Consider the following 16,866-nt stretch of genomic DNA (forward strand, 5'->3'; position numbering starts at 1 on the left):
AGGATAGCCCGCAACCAACTCTTCTTATGGGCACACTCCTCGGAATCTTCGCCGGATTCATCGCCTGGTTTCTCACGCGCTACCTCCTCGCCGGTCTCTACACGGTCGACCAAAACGAGCGCGCCGTGAAGACCATCTTCGGTCGCGCCGAACGCCTGGGCAACCAGACCACGCTCGACGATCCCATCTCCGAAACCCTCAACCCCGAGGAGCGCGAGCGCTACATCTACCCGCAGGTGCGCGTCATTCCCGCCGGTGGGCCGTATTTCAAATGGCCGTGGGAGCGCGTCTATAAAGTCACCATCGCCACGCAGACGCTGAACATGGCCTTCGATCCCGAGGACCCCTCGGCCAATGACGGCGGCTCGCGGCTCAACGCCGTTACCAAGGATCAGCTCGACACCGGCCTCACCGGCCAGATTCGTTACCGCGTTTCCGAGCGCAACCTCTACGCCTACCTCTTCGGCGTGAAGCGCCCCATCGTTCACGTCATGGGCTATTTCATCAGCGTGCTGCGCGAGCGCATCGCGAACTTCACCGCGCCGCCTCCCTCCGCGGAAGCCGCCGATAATTCCATCGCCAGCGTCGCCGGCATTTCGATCAACGATCTCCGCAAGAACCTCTCCTCGCTCAACGAACACATGGAGCGCGAGTGCGCCAGTTCCGCCGCCCGCTACGGCATCGCCCTCGATGCCTCGCTCATCACCGGCATCGATCCACCCGTCGACGTCGAAAGCGCGCTCGCCGCGATCAACACCGCGCACAATCAAGTCAGCTCCGACATCTCGCTGGCCCAGGCCTCCGCGGATCAAAAGATCGTGCAATCCCGGCGCGCGGTCGAAATCGAAACGCTCAACGCCCAGGCCGAGGTCGAGCCGCTCCGTGCCCTTTCCGAGCAGCTCTCCGCCCTGCGCGCCAGCGGCGACAACGCTCTCATCGCCTATCGGCGCAACGTCCGGCTCAAGCTCTTCAAGGAAGCCGCTCAAGTCATTCTGGAGGACAAACAATGAGCTTCATCTACGCCGCCATCGTCACCTTCCTTGCGTTCTTCATTTTGGTGCCGATGTTCTTCGGCCTCATCCGCGCCTTCGGCATCTACACCATCGTCGAGGAGGGCCGCTGCCACGTCTACGTTCTCTTCGGCAAGGTCCTCGCCGTGCTCGACGAACCGGGCATCTATTTCCTCTGGCTCAAGCTCGGCCTCGCCGCGCCCATCGTGAACTGGCTCGGCAAATGCCACGTGCTCGACCTGCGCCTCGACCAGACCTACCTGCGCAGCCAGCCCGTGAACAGCGAGGAAGGCGCGCCCATGGGCATCGGCATCTGGTACGAAATGTTCATCAGCGATCCTGTGTCGTATCTCTTCAAGAATGCCGATCCGCGCGGTTCGCTCAGCGCCAACGTCAGCAGCGCGACTGTCCGCTCGCTCAGCAATCTGCCGCTCGGCGATATGTTGGTCGATCGGCACAAAATGTCGCTGACCGTGCGCACCGAAGTTTCGCCGAAATCCAACGAATGGGGCTACAAGCTCGGCAGCGTCTACATCCGCAAGGTGCACTTCCGCGACATCGGCATGATCAAGCAGATCGAATTCAAGGTCGTCAACCGCCTGCGTCAAGTGACCAGCGCCATCAAGCAGGACGGCGCGAACCAGGTGAGCATCATCACCAGCACTGCTGAGCGCCAGGCTGCGATCGAGTTTGCCAAGGCTGCCGCCATGCGCCCACGCATCGTCGGCGAGGCCCTGCAAAAGATCTCCACCGACCGCGAGATCCTCGACGCCATGTTCGAGATCCTCGAGATGCAAAGCATGATCGAAGGCCAGGCCCGCGTCACCTTCGTCCCGCCGCGCAGCGAACTGCTCGCCCAGCTCCTCGTCGCCGATTCACCGCAGGCCGCCACCAAGCCTCCACAGCCACCGAAGAAGTAGGCCGCTCCCATCCCGCTGTCATTCTGAGCGGAGTGTAACGAAGTCGAAAGCCGAGTCTGCGAGACGCCTATGGGACTGCGGGGCAAACCCCGTCGCTCTACCAGCGATCAACGCTGAAGAAGTGCCGATTCAACGCGCGCTCAATTCCAAGCGTAATGGTCCAGCCCGTAGATCAGCGCGCTGCCGAGGAAGCCGCTGATGCCGACCAGCGCCGCCCCGAGCAACAAGGCACCGCGGAAACGCTGACGTTCAGTGGAACCTTCGCGGCATTCATTAATGACGACCAGTCCGGCGCAGACGATGGACCATACCGCCGTGCCCGTCCCTAGCCAGCGGTGCCATTTCAAGATCGGCGCGAGCTGGCCGGTGTAGCTGGCAAAGTAAGCGTTGATCCAGCCGAGCGCCGCTGCGGAAATCGCCCCCAGCGCCGCCAGGATCACGAGAAAGCGCACCGTCTGCAGCCACGAATCGCGCCGCGTCCACCACGCGATGCCTTCGGCAAACACCGCGACAAACATCAGCGCCACGGGGAAGTGCGTCGAAACCGGGTGCATGCGCCCGATCCAGCGCAGCGCCTTCTTCCAGACCGGCATCTGCGGTTTGGCTTCCACGCTCTTGTTCGCCGAGGCACCCGAACTATCACCGGCAATTTGCGGCGCCTCGGGCGCGCCGAGTTCGATCCACCGCTTGACGACGTCCTTCTCGTCCTTGGTCAGCGGCGGCACGTTGGCGTCCTCGCCCGGCATCTCGTCATTGAAGACCATCTTGAAGAGCTCCGACTTCTCCGGGTGCCCCTTCTCGATGTACTCCGGGTTCTCCGCCACGCGCTTCAGATCGAGCACATAGCCGAATTTCCCCTTGGGTCGCGGCAGCTCCGGGCCATGGCAGTCCAGGCACTTGGCTTCAAAAATCTCGTGCACCCTGGTAGCCGTCTTGATCCCCTCGGCCGGGTCGTCCGCAGCCCGGACGTAGCCGGTCAAGACCAGCAGAAAAACACTCAGGGGGAGGAAAAACTTCATCAGGGTACAGGGGTAATGAAAAGGGAGGGCGATTCTTAGTGCGGTTTCTATTGAGCCGCAACTGCGCCGAAGGCCGTTACGTAAATCCGTAATCATAGAAGACGACCCCGCGATTCTTTCTTCCTCTTGGTCAGCATCTTGCTTTTTAGCGGGAACGATGTCCCGTGCCCATATGTCCCGATTTGCGCTTTGCCTGGCGCTGCTTTGCGTCGGGGTGCAATCTGCCCGGGCCTTGCAGCTCGGGGAAACACGGGAACAATTGCTCGCCCGGCACGGGGCGCCGGGGGCGGAGGACCACGGGCGCAACCTCGCCGTCTACTTTTGGGAAGGCTGGTCGGCGCAGGTGGAATTTCAGGAAAATGTCGTTCGCAAGCTCACCTATCGCCGCAACTGGTATCTGCAGGAAACGGAAATCACTTCGCTCCTGGACGCCAACGGCGGCGCGGCTCACTGGCGCGAGACTTCCGCCCCCAACGGCCTCGCCCGCCAATGGACCCGCGAAGACGGCGCCTCCGCCACCTGCGGGCGCGTCCGGCCGGTTAGCATCGTCTTTCAAGCCGCCGGGCTCGCTGCGGCGTATCAGCAAGGGCCCACGGTCGTCGTGCCGGCGACGCCCGCACCCGCCGCTCCTGCCTACACCAAGGCGCCCACCTATCCGCAGATGCTCGGCAGGGTGGTCGAACCGGAACTCCCCGTAGCCGATCCGCCACCGCTCCCCACTCCGTCCGCTGCCGAGCCGCGTTCCTTGCCGAAGTTGCCGACAGCGGAACTGGAACCCGAGACGAAGCCGGCGCCTGTCCCAGTGGTTCCCGAACCACGATCGGAACGGGCCAGTGAGAAAAAGGCCGCCATCGAACCGCCTCCCGCGGCGGCGACGAACGGCTCCCATGCCCTCGCCTACATCCTCGGCTCCCTCGTTCTGCTCGGAGCCCTCGCCGCTGGCGCATTCTACCTTTTCCGGCGCCAAGCGCGGGCTGGCCAATCGCCCACGACGAAGGTCCAGGCGAGGGATGCGGACGGCACCGTCCCCAGTTCGACGAGCGGCCTGGACTCCTTGCGCAACGACCAGGTCGAGTTGCTCGTCGGCGAAATCTTCCGCCGCGAAGGCTACACCATCGAACTCTCCGCCGGGCTCAACACCGACGACGGCATCGACCTCATGCTGCGCCGCGATTCAGAAACCACGCTCGTGCAGTGCAAGCACTGGAAAACCGTGCGGGTGTCTTCCCGGGAGATGCGCGATTTCTATGGCGCCATGGCCGCCGGCGGTGCCCCGCATGGCATCCTCGTCACGACCGGCACGTTCTCGCCCGATGCCAGCGAGTTTGCCGAGGGCAAAGGGATTCAACTCCTGGACGGTTCGGCCCTGGCCGCCAAGATCGCCGTGGTCGCCAAACCCGGAGAGAACCTTTGCATCGTCTCCACGTGGATCGACGATTTCGTCGCCCACGCCCGCGTCTTCGATCCTGAATGCCCCGTCTGCCACGGCACGATGGTCATCCGCCACAACCGCGCGAATGGCGTCCCCTCCTGGAACTGTCGCGGGTACCCGCGCTGCCCCGGCCGCCGCGAACCGCGCCTCGATCTCCTGCCCAGCTCGGCACCGCACTAATCGGACCCTCTCCTCGGAGTGTCGCGAACGTTGCAACACGCAACAGACGGAACGCCAGCCGCCTGAAACGTCTCCCGGCGGAGATTTCTCTACGTGTTCTCTTCCAGGCACTTAACGCCGTCGCATCTTCGTGGCACAGCAGCGGCTAAAGGCGGCGCGTGAATTTGATTCACACCAACCACACGCACCGCATCACCAACCACTGCATGAAATCCACGCTCTTTCACCGCTATCGACCTTACCTCGCCGCAGGCATCGCGACGCTGCTCACCGCCTTGGCGGTGCCGTTCGCCTCGGCGGCCGACTCGCTCGCCTCGTCCCGCGCGGCGGCCGCGGCTCTCCGCACGCCCATCACCAGCCTCGGCGACGATGGCAAGGACATGAAGGAAACCAAGGCGGTCGCGCCGCCGGAAAAGGGTCCGCTTTTCAACGTCCTGTTAAACGTGGAGTTTGCCGACAAATACGTCACTCCGCGTGGCCAGATTGTCCGCGATCGTGGCCTCACGATCCAGCCGCTGGCGCTCATCTTCCTGAACGCCTACAAGGGCGAGGGATTCATCAATAGCTTCACCATCGTCGGCGGCGGCTGGTGGGACTTCGGCACCAGCCTCGTCTCCAAACGGGCGGCCACGGCCTATCCGAAGACGAACTGGTCGGAATTCGATCCCATCGGCGGCATCTCGGTCGGCTTCGCCAAGCGCTTCAAGCTCGACGTGACCTACACCGCCTTTATCGAGCGTTATAAGGATATCGAGACCTCGCACCATTTGGAGACGAAGCTGAGCTTCGATGATAGCGACTTCTTGAAGGCGTTTTCGCTGCATCCCTACGTGAGCTACTGGCAGGAACTCGAGAACAAATCCACCGCTGCCGATGTCGGGCAAGCCGTGTTCGGGCCCAACCCGAATTCAGGCAGTCACCCGCAACCCTTTTCGAGCTTCTACTTCGAAATCGGCATCGATCCTTCCTACACCTTCACGAATTGCGGCGACTTGAAAATCGAAGCGCCGTGCCGCATCCAACTCGTTGACGATCGCTTCTACGGCAACTACTTCGGCAGCACCTCCACGCTGGCCATCTGGGAACTTGGCTTGAAAGCGTCCATCCCGTTGAAATTCATCAAAGGCCCTGGCCACTGGTCCGTGCACGCCGGCTTCAAATACATGAACTTCGAGGACGAAAGCCTCCGCAGCATGCAGGCCTTCAACGATCCGGAGAAGCGCGTGCTCGATACCTGGCAGGCCTACGGCGGTATCTCGGTTTTCTTCTAGAGCATTCCACTTCAATTTGGGTGAATCGGTGTTCCGCGGTGCCGCCTGCGTTTCGTTCCTTGGTTGAGACGCGCAGGCGGCGCCCGGCGCCTTTTCATTTCCGCCTATGACCACACGCACCGTCGAATCCGATCCTTACCCGTGGCCGTACAACGGCGACCTGCGCCCCGAAAACACCGTCTTCCTTGTCATCGACATGCAGACGGATTTTTGCGGCCCAGGCGGGTACGTGGATAAAATGGGCTACGATCTCTCGCTCACCCGCGCACCGATCGGTCCCATCCAGCGCGTCTTTGCCGCCGCCCGCCCGCTCGGCTACCACATCTTTCACACCCGCGAGGGCCATCGCCCCGATCTCTCCGATCTCCCGGAAAACAAACTCTGGCGCAGCCAGCGCATCGGCGCGGGCATCGGCGACCCCGGCCCCTGCGGGCGCATCCTCACCCGCGGCGAACCCGGCTGGAACCTTATCCCCGAGCTCGCCCCGCTGCCGGACGAACCCATCATCGACAAGCCCGGTAAAGGCTCCTTCTACGCCACCGACCTCGACATGCTGCTGCGCCGCCGCGGCATCCAGAACATCGTCCTCGCCGGCATCACCACCGACGTCTGCGTTCACACCACCATGCGCGAGGCCAACGACCGCGGCTACGAATGCCTCATGCTCGAGGATTGCACTGGCGCGACCGATCACGGCAATTACCTCGCCGCCTTGAAGATGATCAAGATGCAAGGCGGTGTCTTCGGCGCCGTCGCTACGTCGGACGCTTTCATCAAGGCGATCAGTTGACCCCTCCCGGCCCACCGCATCGTCGTGCCGCGGCCCCGGCTCGCCCGGAATCGGCCTTTCCGTTTAGGGACAATTGCCTATCGTGATGCGCATTGTGGAAATAAAACCCGCCCCGGCCACCGAACCCGCTCCGAGCTTTCCCCGCCTCGAACTTTCCAATCTCTTCAACATCGCCCAGTGGCAGCACGAGATTCCGTGGCAGCCCTTCAAGGACGGTTTGGAGATCTACCAGGTCTATGGCGATCCCACGAGCGGGCCCTCCGCGGCCCTCATTCGTTTCAACAAAGCCGGCAAGGTGCCCCTTCACACCCATCTCGGTTTTGAACATATCTTCGTGCTCACCGGCAGCCAGCGGGATCAAAACGGCGAGGCCGGACCTGGCACGCTGGTCGTCAACCCGCCTGGCACCATCCACCGCGTGGTCAGCGAAGCCGGCTGCATCGTCTTGGCGATCTACGAGAAGCCGGTGGAATTCCTGGAAGAAGAGCCGGAGCCCGGCCTTTAGCGAAGCGGCCTTCCCGGCCCGCTGCGCTACTCCTTCGATCTCTTTCCCGAAAGCTCTTCCAGCCGGTGCGCCATGGCCTGTTCGCGCGCGATGATGCGCGAGCCGACCTTCACGTGCGCCAGCAATTCCTTCGCCGGAATGGATTTCGGCAGGTGTAAGTCCGCGCCCGCCTCCAAGGTGGCCACGATCTGCTCGGTGGTCGGTTGTTCGCTGTAAAGAATCAGGAAGAGGTTTTTGCCCGCGTCGCTCATCCGCTGGCAGATTTCGACCCCCTTCATCCCCGGCAGTTCGGCGCGGAGGATGGCCACCGGGGGATGATCCGCCTTGCGGAGTTCCGTGATCGCGTCCGGGCCCGTCACGGCCACCACCACCTCATAGCCCGCTTGGGACAGGAAATGGAACAGCGTCAGCGAATGCACCGGATCGTCCTCTGCGAGCAAGACACGGGGGTGGTCCCCGGAAATCGCGACCTGGAGCGGCTTGACCTTGTTCAGCTCCGCTTGGGGAAAGATTTTCGAGACATCGGGGAACTTCAGTGATTCGCCGGCCATGGGCCCTCCATACGCCATAGTGACTATAAGTGCAACTGCGAGGCCTGTCATCGATCCGAAAAGCACAAACCCGGTGGCGTGACCAAGACACGCGCACCGGGTTGTGTTGTTTCGCTATCTCGCGTTCCGCGTCTTACTCCGTGGCCAGCGCCCCGGGCAGCTCTTCGGCCTCTTCCGCTTCGGGCGCCATGGCTTCGACAGTGGCAAACTTCGCACAGGCGACGAGCACGCCACCGACGACCAGGTAACTGAGCGCCACGGTCGGCGTCTGGTTGATCCCGATCGCTTCCCCGTGCATGAGGCCGAAGAAGGTCAGCACGCCACCGGCAAAGGCGAAGGCGCCGGCTTGCATGAACTTCCGATCGACGATGTAAACCGTGATCGCCCCGAGCACGACACCAGCGAGGATCGAACCTCCGCCGAGGATCGAGAGGCCGTGGTAAAACACGCCTGTCTGCGCCATTGAAGCGATCATCTCCGGCGTCACTTGATGGATGCCCGCCACGGAGCCGAGCGAGTTATCGATCTGCAATTTGCCCCACGCGGCCAGCGACGGGATAATTGCCATGACCACGGCCGGCGCATGTTTGTGCGGGCTTTCCTGGAAAGCCTGTGAGCCGATGAGCATGCCGATGTAGAGCAGGATGGGCGAGATCGCCACGACCGGGATGAGCGCGGTCATCAGTGAGATGACGCCGAACCAGGAGAGCACGATGACCATCACGCCGGTGGCCGCGGAATAGCCGATCCGGCCGCCCATCGATTTCCAGCCAGGGTGGCCGATATAGACCGCGTTGATATAAGGATTGCCCATCAGGCAGCCGATGAGGCTGATCACGCCGTCGGCGGTCAGCACGCGCGTCGTCGGATATTCGTCGCCGGCGGCGGAGGCGCTGACCACGTTATCCATCGCTTCGACGAGATCGTAGATGCCGAAAGGGATCGCGGTGACGAGGATGACTTTCAACAGATCCCAATGCAGTCCGCCAAAAACCAGCCCGATGACCGGGGTTGGCGCGGAAAAGCTGAAGCCGTCCTTGGCCGCCTTCAGAGCTTCGAGGTGCATCCCGCCGAAGTTGAAGCCGAAGAGATTCGAGCCCCAGGCAATGAGGGTCCCCGCGGCGATGGCCACCAGACCGGCGGGAACGCCGCCGAACTTCACCCCGCCGAACCAACTCACGATGATGATCGCGAAGCAGACCACACCGACGAGCGGCGTCATGAACATCTCGAGCGCGGGCTTCATCGAGATGAAGGAGATCGACACCCCGGCGAGCGCGCCGAGCAGTGCGGCTTTCGGGGTGATCCTCCGGACTATCGGCGCGAGGAAGCCGCCCGCCATGAGGACGAAGCTCTGGATGAAAACCCACGTCAGCCCCGCCTGCCACGCTTTCATCGGATCGCCCGTGGCGAGCTTGATCGGCAGCATGATCACCAGCGTGACGATGAACATGTGCGGCACGCTGATGCCCGAGGGCAGCGCGCAGACGTCGGTGCGGCCGGTTTTCTTCGCCAGCTTGTAGGCGAGCCACGCGTAGTAAAACGTGGACATGCACATCATCATGCCGGCCGCCGGCAGGATGTGCTTGAAGACCATGTCGGGCGGCATCTTCAGCACATAGAGCAGCAGGCCGCTCAGGGTGAGCAGGTTGACGAGGATGTTGGTGCCGAAGCCGAAGAAGGCATTCCAGTCTCCGGGCACCCAGATTTTTGGTTTGGCGATGGTGGTGGTCATTGATTGCGTTTGGTGGTGGTTGGAAAAGGGAACGCGACGGAGCGCGTCTCAGTGATGCCCGAGCGCGGGGATGATTTTGTCGGAGTGCGAGACCCAGCCGAAGATGCCGCCCTGCGCCTTGATCATCTTCAGCCCCATCTCGTGAAACTCGGGAAAGTAGGAGCCCACACAGTCCGAGGGCACCAGGCAGTCGTAGCCGCGGTCATTGGCCTCGCGCACCGTCGTATTCACGCAGACCTCCGTGGTCACCCCGGTCACGACGAGATTCTTGATCCCGCGATGCTGCAGGATCGCGTGCAGGTCGGTCGACCAGAAGGCGCCCTTGCCCGGCTTGTCGATCACCGACTCGCCAAACCGCGGGTAGAGTTCCGGAATGATGTCGTGACCCGATTGGCCCCGCACCAGGATGCGGCCCATCGGACCGGCATCGCCGATACTCGTCGGGCTTCGGCCGCGGATTTTCTTGGCCGGCGGCAGATCCATCAGATCGTCGCGATGACCTTCCCGCGTATGGATCACCTGGAGGCCGGCGGCCCGCCAGGCGGCCAGCAGCCGGATATTCGGCTCGATCGTCCGGCGGAGCTGCGAGACGTCGTTGCCGAGCATTTCCCCGAAGCCGCCCGGTTCCAGGAAATCGCGCTGCATGTCGATGATCAGCAGGGCGGTTTCCGACGGGACGAAGACGTACTCGTAGGGTTCTGCTTCGATGGTGAGGTGACCGTTGGTACTCATGGGCAAAAAAGGCGTGGCGAACACGCCGCGCGCCGATTTAGCCTGTGGCGTGCCAACGGGTCCGGGGGGAGAAGGAAGTGGCTTCCGTTCAGTAGATTAAAGTTGGCGGAGAGGCCAGCACGCACCACCGCAAGGGCCCCGCAGGGTGTTGCAAGTGTTCCGGCTGCAACATCTGGGACAGCCCCGGTGGGCGAATCTCGGCAGCGCGTCTGCGCGAAAGATGCTACACAGACGGGATGCGCTGCCTATTAGCCTGTTTTGCGCTCCTCCTCCTGGCCGCGTCCAGCCGGGCGGCGGAGGCATTTGAACGGGCGTTCTGGGTCTGGCATCGCGCGGCGCCGCTCACGGCGGAGGAGAAGGACGGGTTGTCGAAGCAGAATGTGCAAACCCTCTACTGGAACGTCGGGGAGATGCAGAATCGCCAGGGCGTGTGGCGATGGAAGCACGCGCCGCTCCCGCTCGTTACCCTTGCGCCGGGATTCCATGTCGTCCCGGTCGTGCGGCTGACCAGCGAGGAAAAAGCGCCCTTTGCCGCACCCGCGATGCCGGCCCTCCTCAAAGCGCTGCCAGGCGCGGCCCACGGCGGCGAGTTGCAACTCGACTTCGATTGCCCGGATCGCCTGCTCGGCGACTACGCGGCGGCGCTGGCCAATCTCCGCCGCACCGTGCCGCATCTCTCGATCACCGCGCTCACCCGCTGGCCCGCGCTCCGCGGCTTTCCCGCGCTGGCCCACAGCGTCGAGGAAATCGCGCCCATGTTTTACGACATGCAAGCCGACCCCACCGGCGTGAGTAGCGACGCGCCACCACCACCGCTCCTCGACCCGGAGAGCGTCGCGGCGTCCTTGCGCACGTGGAGCACCTGTCCCGTTCCCTGGCGGGCCGGCCTGCCTTCCTTCGCCCGGCTCACCGTGTTCGACCGCACCGGGCTGTCGCGCGGGCAGATTCCCAACTGGTCGTGGGACGATTTCTGTTTCCACAAGAATCTCCGCACCCTCGGGCCCACGCGCCTCGGCGTGACTCTCTTCCGCGCCGACCGCGACACCCGCGTCGCGCACACCGCCGTGGCCCAGGAGGAGATCGTTGCGTCGCGGTTCGTCGATCGCGCGGCCCTGGCCAAAGTCTTTGCCGCCGCGCGCGACGCTGGCGCGAAAGGGACCATCTTCTTTCGCCTCGCCGATGAAACGGATCCGTCGGGTTGGTCAACGGCGGACCTCGGTGCGCTCGCCGCCGCCGAAGCGCCCCGCCTGATTCTGCGGGCCGTGGCGGAGGATCGGTTCGAGCTGGTCAACGACTCGGACCAGGATCTGCCCGCGCGCCTCTCCGGGGCCAAGGGCGATCTCGATCGCGGCTACGCGCTGGAAATCGATGCGCCCGCGCCGTTGTTTCGCGATGCGCTGGCTGGGGATTTTTGGCGCATGGCCAGCCACGCCCGTCCCGACGCGGAAAAGCCCACCCCGGTCGCCGTCCCTTTGGCTACGCGTTTGACATTCTGGTTCAGCCATCTGCCGGCGCGGTCGCGGTTGCAAACCGGCTTGCTTCAACTCGCCCCCGGAGCCACCCTCGCCCAGATTCATTACCGCATCCTCAATTGCGAGGGATCCGACGCATGGAAACCCATTCTCCCCGCTGCAACGCCCGCGCAGGAGTAGCTACGCCCAGCGCCCTGATTCTTGTAAGAAACGGGCGGCCAAGGGCGTTTCACTTATCGACCCATGACCTGTGACCAGAATGACAACCTTGCGGCGCTCCGGCGTGCTTGTTCCGGCGTGAAATCCCGGCGGCTGCGCCTGGGCCACGGCTTCGCGGCCGCGGTTCTCGCCGGCCTCCTCCTGCAACCGCACGCCCGGGCCACGGGCGACTTTTACGAGGAGCCGTTGCAGACGCTTTCCGATTATCTGAAGCTCGATCAGCTTCCCGCCAAGACGACAAAGCAGGTCATCGACGAAACCTCCCCGGAAGCCGCGGAAGCCCCGGACCTCGACACCGCTAGGGAATTGCTGGGCCTCATGAAAAAGCCCGGGGCGGAAGCGCTCGCCGCGATCGACAAGATGGTGCTCGGCGCCCGCCTCCGCGCCAGCAATGACCTCATCAGCATCCTCCATGACGTGCGCGATATCTTCGCCGGCCCGGCCAACGCCGCCGAGACGGCGGAGTATCTCGACTGGCGCATCGGGCAGGCGGATCGCTTCGGCGTGAGCTTCGATTCCGCCAAGCCACCGGCCGAATCGTCCGAACCGCCGCCGCTGAATCCGGAATTGGTCGCCGACATCGAGCGGCATCTCGCCAAGGCCTCACCGGCGCTGAAGCCGCATTGGCTCTACCTCCGCGGCGCGGTGGAATATCGCTCGCACAACATCGCGGAGAGCCAGCCGTGGTTTGAAAAAGTGGTGAAGGATTTTCCCAAGAGCGGGCGCGCCGAGTTCGCGCTCTACATGGCCGCGCGCTGCCAGCTCTGGAAGTCGCGCTCCAACAATTACGACCTGGATGCGCCGGAGGTCGTCCCCAAGGAACGGGCGAAGCTCAAGAAACTGTGGGACGATTACTTTGCCAAATACCCGCACGGACGCCTGCTCGGCGATGCCCTCGGCTGGTATGGCGCCTACGCCTACGACGGCGGCGATCTCGGCACGGCCCTCCGCTGTTACGCGCAGCAGCTCGACATGGAGGATCATCCGGAGCTCGCCGACGGAGCGGCGCAGATGGTGGAACGGACGCTCTCGCATCTCGCCTCCAAGCCCACCGACAAAGCTTTCGCCGAGGTGGCGAAGCATCCGCCAGCCGCCCTGGCGCTGGTTTACCTCGTGGTCAACACGGCCGAGTCCGACAATTACAACGGCAAGATCGATCCCGCGGATGAAGTGCGCGGGTGGAGAAAGAAAGTGCTGCCCAAGCTGGCCGCGGCCATTTCCGCCGAGAGCAAACTCTATCAGGATGCCGTCTGGAAGCCGCGTTACCTGGCGATGCTGGTCTATGCGGCCAGTGGCAGCGGCCAGCAGGACCAGGCGCTCAAGCTCCTGCAGAGCGCGGGCGACGCGGTGGAGGATAGCGACGACCTGCTGCTCGCCCGCGGCGTCGTGCTGCATCGGGCGAAGCAACCCGCCGCCGCGGTCAAAACCCTCGAAACCCTGCTGACCAAAATTCCGGAGAGTCCGCTCGCTCGCGGCGCGCGGTTGCGCATGGCCCTCGCCCTGGCGGACGACCACCGCGGCGGCGAAGCGGTGCTGGCCCTGCAAAAACTGCTGCCGGTGCCGAAGAACGCCGCTCCAAAACCGGACGCTCCCGCTGCCGACAAGAAGCCCGAAGCTGACAAACCGGACGCGGAGAAGCCAGACACGGACAAGGATCAACCGGTGGAAGTGGAAGACGAAGACCCGCGCCACTACCAGATCACCTACGGCGTCGATAACATCCAGGTGAAGGCGTTGATCGACACGCTCCTGAATTTTGCGCCCGTGGAAGAACTCGCCGCGGCGGCTCAGACGCCGAAGCTCGACCCCGTGCGGCGACTGGAATTCACCGAGCCCATCGCGCAACGGCTGCTGGCGAAGGAGCAATTCGACGAGGCCAAAAAATACCTTACGCCCGCGCAATACGGGCTCGTGGCGGCCAATTTGGAAAAGCTCACTCTCGCCGCGCGCGCGGCGAAGGAACCCGCGGTGCGGGCGGCGGCGTGTCTCCAGCTCGGCGACGCCTGGGCGGCGGCGCGAGGGCGGCTGCTCACCTATCCGCTCGATACCGATGGGCGGCGGCACGACGTGTATATCGACTTCTCCGCCGACGCCGACGTGCGCCGGGCGGACGCTGCGCCCTTCATCGGCGCCACCGGCGGCTACAAGCTGGATCTCGAAAACCGCGATGAACTGCGGCACGCCTTCAATTGGTGGCTGGAGGCTTCCGACGCCCAGCCCGGCACACCGCAAACCGCCCAGGCGCTCTGGCGGGCGCTCAAGGTCATGCCGCAGATCGCGGACGTCTCGCCCTATACTTTCGAGCGCGCCGTCGCGCGCCAGTGGGGCGACGCGGCGCGCAAGCTCAACGATCGCCTGCACGCCGAATGCGCGGATTCCGTGGAGGCGAAACGCTATGCGGTGATCTGGGATTTCACCGCTCCCAAACCGCCGAAGAAGGAAGACGAATACGTGTCGCCGCATCGCGGCTCCGCGGGCAGCGGAATCTCGGGAGCGCAAGCGCTGGAGGTCGCCGCCGTCGAAAACAACGAGGGCAATGGCGCTGCGGGACTCAGTGTCAGCATCGCCAGCCTGGAAGAAGAAGCCGGCGCGGCCGACGTGAAAAAAGTGCGCGCCAAGGCCGAAGCCTTGCGCGGAAAGGTGCGCAACGCCTACCAGGGACTCCTCGATGCCCGCTGGGTAAACTACGTCGACGACCTCGCGCTATTTCTTTCCGAGCCGGATCCCGGCGCCGCGGTTCGGGAACGGTATGCGCATTTGCGCACCGAGTTTCTCAACAACTCGGCCATCGGCGGTGGATTCAACGGCGACCACGAAAGCAGCGTGGATGAGACGTTGCTCGCGGAGGTCAAGGCGGCGCTGGCCGACCCGGCCACGAAGCCCGTCGCGGACTATTTCGAATTCCTCCGGCTGGCGGTCATCGCCAACCATTTCGTTTCCGTGGAGCTGAAAGCGAAGGACAAGAACCAGGAGAACCTCGCGAAGGAACCGGAGGACACTTATCGCTCGCGCGACTATCCGCAACTGGCGAAGGCGGCGCAGGCTTTCGTGGAGAAGTATCCGCAGAGCAAAAAGCGCGAGGCGGCCATGCTCTTGCACGCGCGCGCGGTCTATCGCGGTTCCGAGCAGATCGAGCTCCCCAAAATGGTGACATGGCCCCGCGCCTCCCGTTGGGAAGGCGGCAACGAACCGACGCTCACGCAACAGGAACCCTTCGACGCGAAGCGCGTGCTGGCCGCGCTCGATGCCTACGACAAGGCTTTCCCGCATGGCCGTTACGCGGCGGATATCCGGAGCTACCGCGCGGCCGTGGCCGTCCGCCAGCACGACTGGAAAACAGCCTTGGAGCTGTCCATCGCGCAACTCGCCGGTCACGAGAATTCCGCCCTCAACGCCGAAACCGCCAACCGCCTGGGCGACCTCTTCGCCCAGCTCGCGGATGAGCGCTACCGCGCCGATGTGCTGGCCGCGATCAAGGACAACAAGCGCGCCAAAGAGTTGCTCCTGAAATATCTGGCCTACGAGTCCGACACCCACCCGCTGCTCTACCTGAAATCGTGGTTACGGGAGCAACTCGCGGCGAAGTAACGCGCCCGGCGCAAGGTTGGCACCCATGGCATCAAGCTCAGCTCAGGATGACAGGTTTTTTGGGAGCCCTTCGGGCACCTGCCTCGTAACGTTACAACTGCGCCCCTACAAAATGCGCCACGGCAGCGACGTCTGCCGCTGGCTGTTCCACCTCTCCTTTAGATCGGCTGGCCCGAGACAACTTCCCGTCTTTTAAAATCCACGCTTCGGGTCGATAGGGTCCGACTTTGCGCGGATCGCTCCAGGTATGAATCGAGAGCAAGCGCGGCGTCAGCGCCGCAGCGATGTGCATGGGACCGCTATCGACACTCACCGTGAAGGCCGCGCGGCGGATCAGCCAGATGAGCTCGGGCAGCGTCGTGCGATTGAGCAGATTCTCGACGTTGTCCGCGGGCGGCACGGACTCTTCGCTGCGGCCGGCCAGCACGACCCGGAAGGGGGCCAGAGCACGGCAGAACGAAGTAACGTCGCCGACGGAAAGCGATTTACCCGCACCGCGCGAGAAGGGATGAAGCAGGACGAAGGGCGCGGCCTCCGAGAAACCAGCGGGCGCGGACCCTTCCGGCAGCGGCCACTCCAGCGGGGGCGTCGTGGCGATTCCCAGCGCGGCCACCAGCGCAAGGTAGCGGTCGACGGCATGGTCGATGCCAGTCACATCTGCCTTCTGATGATAGAAGAAACCGGCACCCTCGCGGGCATCGGACAGGCCGACGATGTGTCCGTCCCTGGCCCGGCACAATTTGGCGATCAGCCCGCTGCGCAGCAGCCCTTGAAAATCGAGGACGAGATCGGCCGGGCGGGCGGAGACGCTCTTGGCCCACTCCGGGATTCTGGCCAGGCCGCGCAGTCCGCGGAGTTCATTCCGGGGAAAAATCACCACCTCATCGACATGCGGATTTCCTGCGAGCAGCGGCGCCCACTCGGGATTGATGAGCCAGCGCAGCCGCGCCGCGGGCCAGCGCTTTTTCACCAACGCCACCGCGGGGAGCGTGTGGACGACGTCGCCGAGGGAACTGGGCTTGATGACCAGGATCTCGCGCGGATCTCTATCGGAGGCCGAGGTAGTGGGAAGAGGCACGATCTTTTCCCGCCCCGCCGGGACCGTCACCCGGCGGGAAATTATTTTCCCAAGGCCAGGCGATCGGCGAGCCGCTGGGGCAGGCCGGCGGCCACAATTTTATCCTGTGCCGTCCAGATATCGTACTCGAGGCGGCGCAGTTCGATGAGCTGTTTGCCCGGTGTATAGAGGACGTAGGAGGCGTGCCAGTCGCCGTCGCGGGGCTGGCCCACGCTGCCGCAATTGATGAAATACTTTTTCCCCGGCTCCACGGTCAGCTTGTCGAGGAACTGGCTCTTCACCGAACCATCGCGAATGTAGGCGCGCGGCGCGTGGGTGTGACCGTAGAAACAGACCTGCGTGTGCTGGTAGTTGAAGCTCGCGG

General features: G+C 63.8%; 13 protein-coding genes and 1 pseudogene. 8 read left to right on the forward strand and 6 right to left on the reverse strand.

All coding sequences use genetic code 11. The features are described from left to right. Positions 1-26 precede the first annotated feature (26 nt). Together ABJF10_RS09910 and ABJF10_RS09915 are read left to right on the forward strand one after the other, a co-directional pair. On the forward strand, positions 27-1,010 hold the full coding sequence (locus ABJF10_RS09910; RefSeq protein ID WP_348544399.1) for an SPFH domain-containing protein: 984 nt from the start codon (positions 27-29) through the stop codon (positions 1,008-1,010). Then, positions 1,007-1,930, forward strand: a complete 924-nt coding sequence (locus tag ABJF10_RS09915) for an SPFH domain-containing protein (RefSeq protein WP_348544400.1) — start codon at positions 1,007-1,009, stop codon at positions 1,928-1,930. The genes ABJF10_RS09910 and ABJF10_RS09915 overlap by 4 nt, the downstream gene beginning before the upstream one ends. A 140-nt stretch (positions 1,931-2,070) precedes the next feature. Here the strand turns inward: ABJF10_RS09915 and ABJF10_RS09920 are convergent, their stop codons facing one another. Beyond that, on the reverse strand, positions 2,071-2,949 hold the full coding sequence (locus ABJF10_RS09920; RefSeq protein WP_348544401.1) for a DUF2231 domain-containing protein: 879 nt from the start codon (positions 2,947-2,949) through the stop codon (positions 2,071-2,073). A 172-nt stretch (positions 2,950-3,121) separates the two neighbouring features. Here ABJF10_RS09920 and ABJF10_RS09925 point away from each other — a divergent pair, with 172 nt between their 5' ends. The 4 genes from ABJF10_RS09925 to ABJF10_RS09940 all read left to right on the forward strand — a co-directional run bounded on the left by ABJF10_RS09925 (position 3,122) and on the right by ABJF10_RS09940 (position 7,127). Continuing rightward, positions 3,122-4,561, forward strand: coding sequence for a restriction endonuclease (locus tag ABJF10_RS09925; RefSeq protein ID WP_348544402.1), 1,440 nt, complete (start codon positions 3,122-3,124; stop codon positions 4,559-4,561). Positions 4,562-4,767: 206 nt separating this feature from the next. After that, a complete protein-coding gene (locus ABJF10_RS09930) occupies positions 4,768-5,832 on the forward strand; it encodes a hypothetical protein (RefSeq protein ID WP_348544403.1) in 1,065 nt (354 codons plus the stop codon). Between the two features lie 106 nt (positions 5,833-5,938). Further along, positions 5,939-6,622, forward strand: coding sequence for an isochorismatase family cysteine hydrolase (locus tag ABJF10_RS09935; protein WP_348544404.1), 684 nt, complete (start codon positions 5,939-5,941; stop codon positions 6,620-6,622). A 94-nt stretch (positions 6,623-6,716) separates the two neighbouring features. Next, a complete protein-coding gene (locus tag ABJF10_RS09940) occupies positions 6,717-7,127 on the forward strand; it encodes a cupin domain-containing protein (protein WP_348544405.1) in 411 nt (136 codons plus the stop codon). A gap of 26 nt (positions 7,128-7,153) precedes the next feature. Here the strand turns inward: ABJF10_RS09940 and ABJF10_RS09945 are convergent, their stop codons facing one another. The 3 genes from ABJF10_RS09945 to ABJF10_RS09955 all read right to left on the reverse strand — a co-directional run bounded on the left by ABJF10_RS09945 (position 7,154) and on the right by ABJF10_RS09955 (position 10,145). Continuing rightward, the gene (locus ABJF10_RS09945; RefSeq protein ID WP_348544406.1) at positions 7,154-7,678 is read right to left on the reverse strand and encodes a response regulator; all 525 of its coding nucleotides are present in this window, start codon (positions 7,676-7,678) and stop codon (positions 7,154-7,156) included. Between the two features lie 133 nt (positions 7,679-7,811). After that, positions 7,812-9,413, reverse strand: coding sequence for a regulator (locus ABJF10_RS09950; protein WP_348544407.1), 1,602 nt, complete (start codon positions 9,411-9,413; stop codon positions 7,812-7,814). Between the two features lie 48 nt (positions 9,414-9,461). After that, positions 9,462-10,145, reverse strand: a complete 684-nt coding sequence (locus ABJF10_RS09955) for a cysteine hydrolase (protein ID WP_348544408.1) — start codon at positions 10,143-10,145, stop codon at positions 9,462-9,464. Between the two features lie 236 nt (positions 10,146-10,381). Here ABJF10_RS09955 and ABJF10_RS09960 point away from each other — a divergent pair, with 236 nt between their 5' ends. Together ABJF10_RS09960 and ABJF10_RS09965 are read left to right on the forward strand one after the other, a co-directional pair. Continuing rightward, the gene (locus ABJF10_RS09960) at positions 10,382-11,797 is read left to right on the forward strand and encodes a hypothetical protein (protein ID WP_348544409.1); all 1,416 of its coding nucleotides are present in this window, start codon (positions 10,382-10,384) and stop codon (positions 11,795-11,797) included. Positions 11,798-11,860: 63 nt separating this feature from the next. Continuing rightward, positions 11,861-15,424: a hypothetical protein gene (locus tag ABJF10_RS09965; protein WP_348544410.1), complete on the forward strand. Its 3,564-nt coding sequence runs from the start codon at positions 11,861-11,863 to the stop codon at positions 15,422-15,424. A gap of 91 nt (positions 15,425-15,515) precedes the next feature. Here the strand turns inward: ABJF10_RS09965 and ABJF10_RS09970 are convergent, their stop codons facing one another. Then, positions 15,516-16,502, reverse strand: coding sequence for a glycosyltransferase family 9 protein (locus ABJF10_RS09970; RefSeq protein ID WP_348544411.1), 987 nt, complete (start codon positions 16,500-16,502; stop codon positions 15,516-15,518). Between the two features lie 41 nt (positions 16,503-16,543). Then, positions 16,544-16,866: pseudogene (locus ABJF10_RS09975) on the reverse strand (metallophosphoesterase); the annotation flags it as partial.

Origin of the sequence: Chthoniobacter sp. (assembly GCF_040003245.1) — a bacterium.
Lineage (GTDB): Bacteria > Verrucomicrobiota > Verrucomicrobiia > Chthoniobacterales > Chthoniobacteraceae > Chthoniobacter.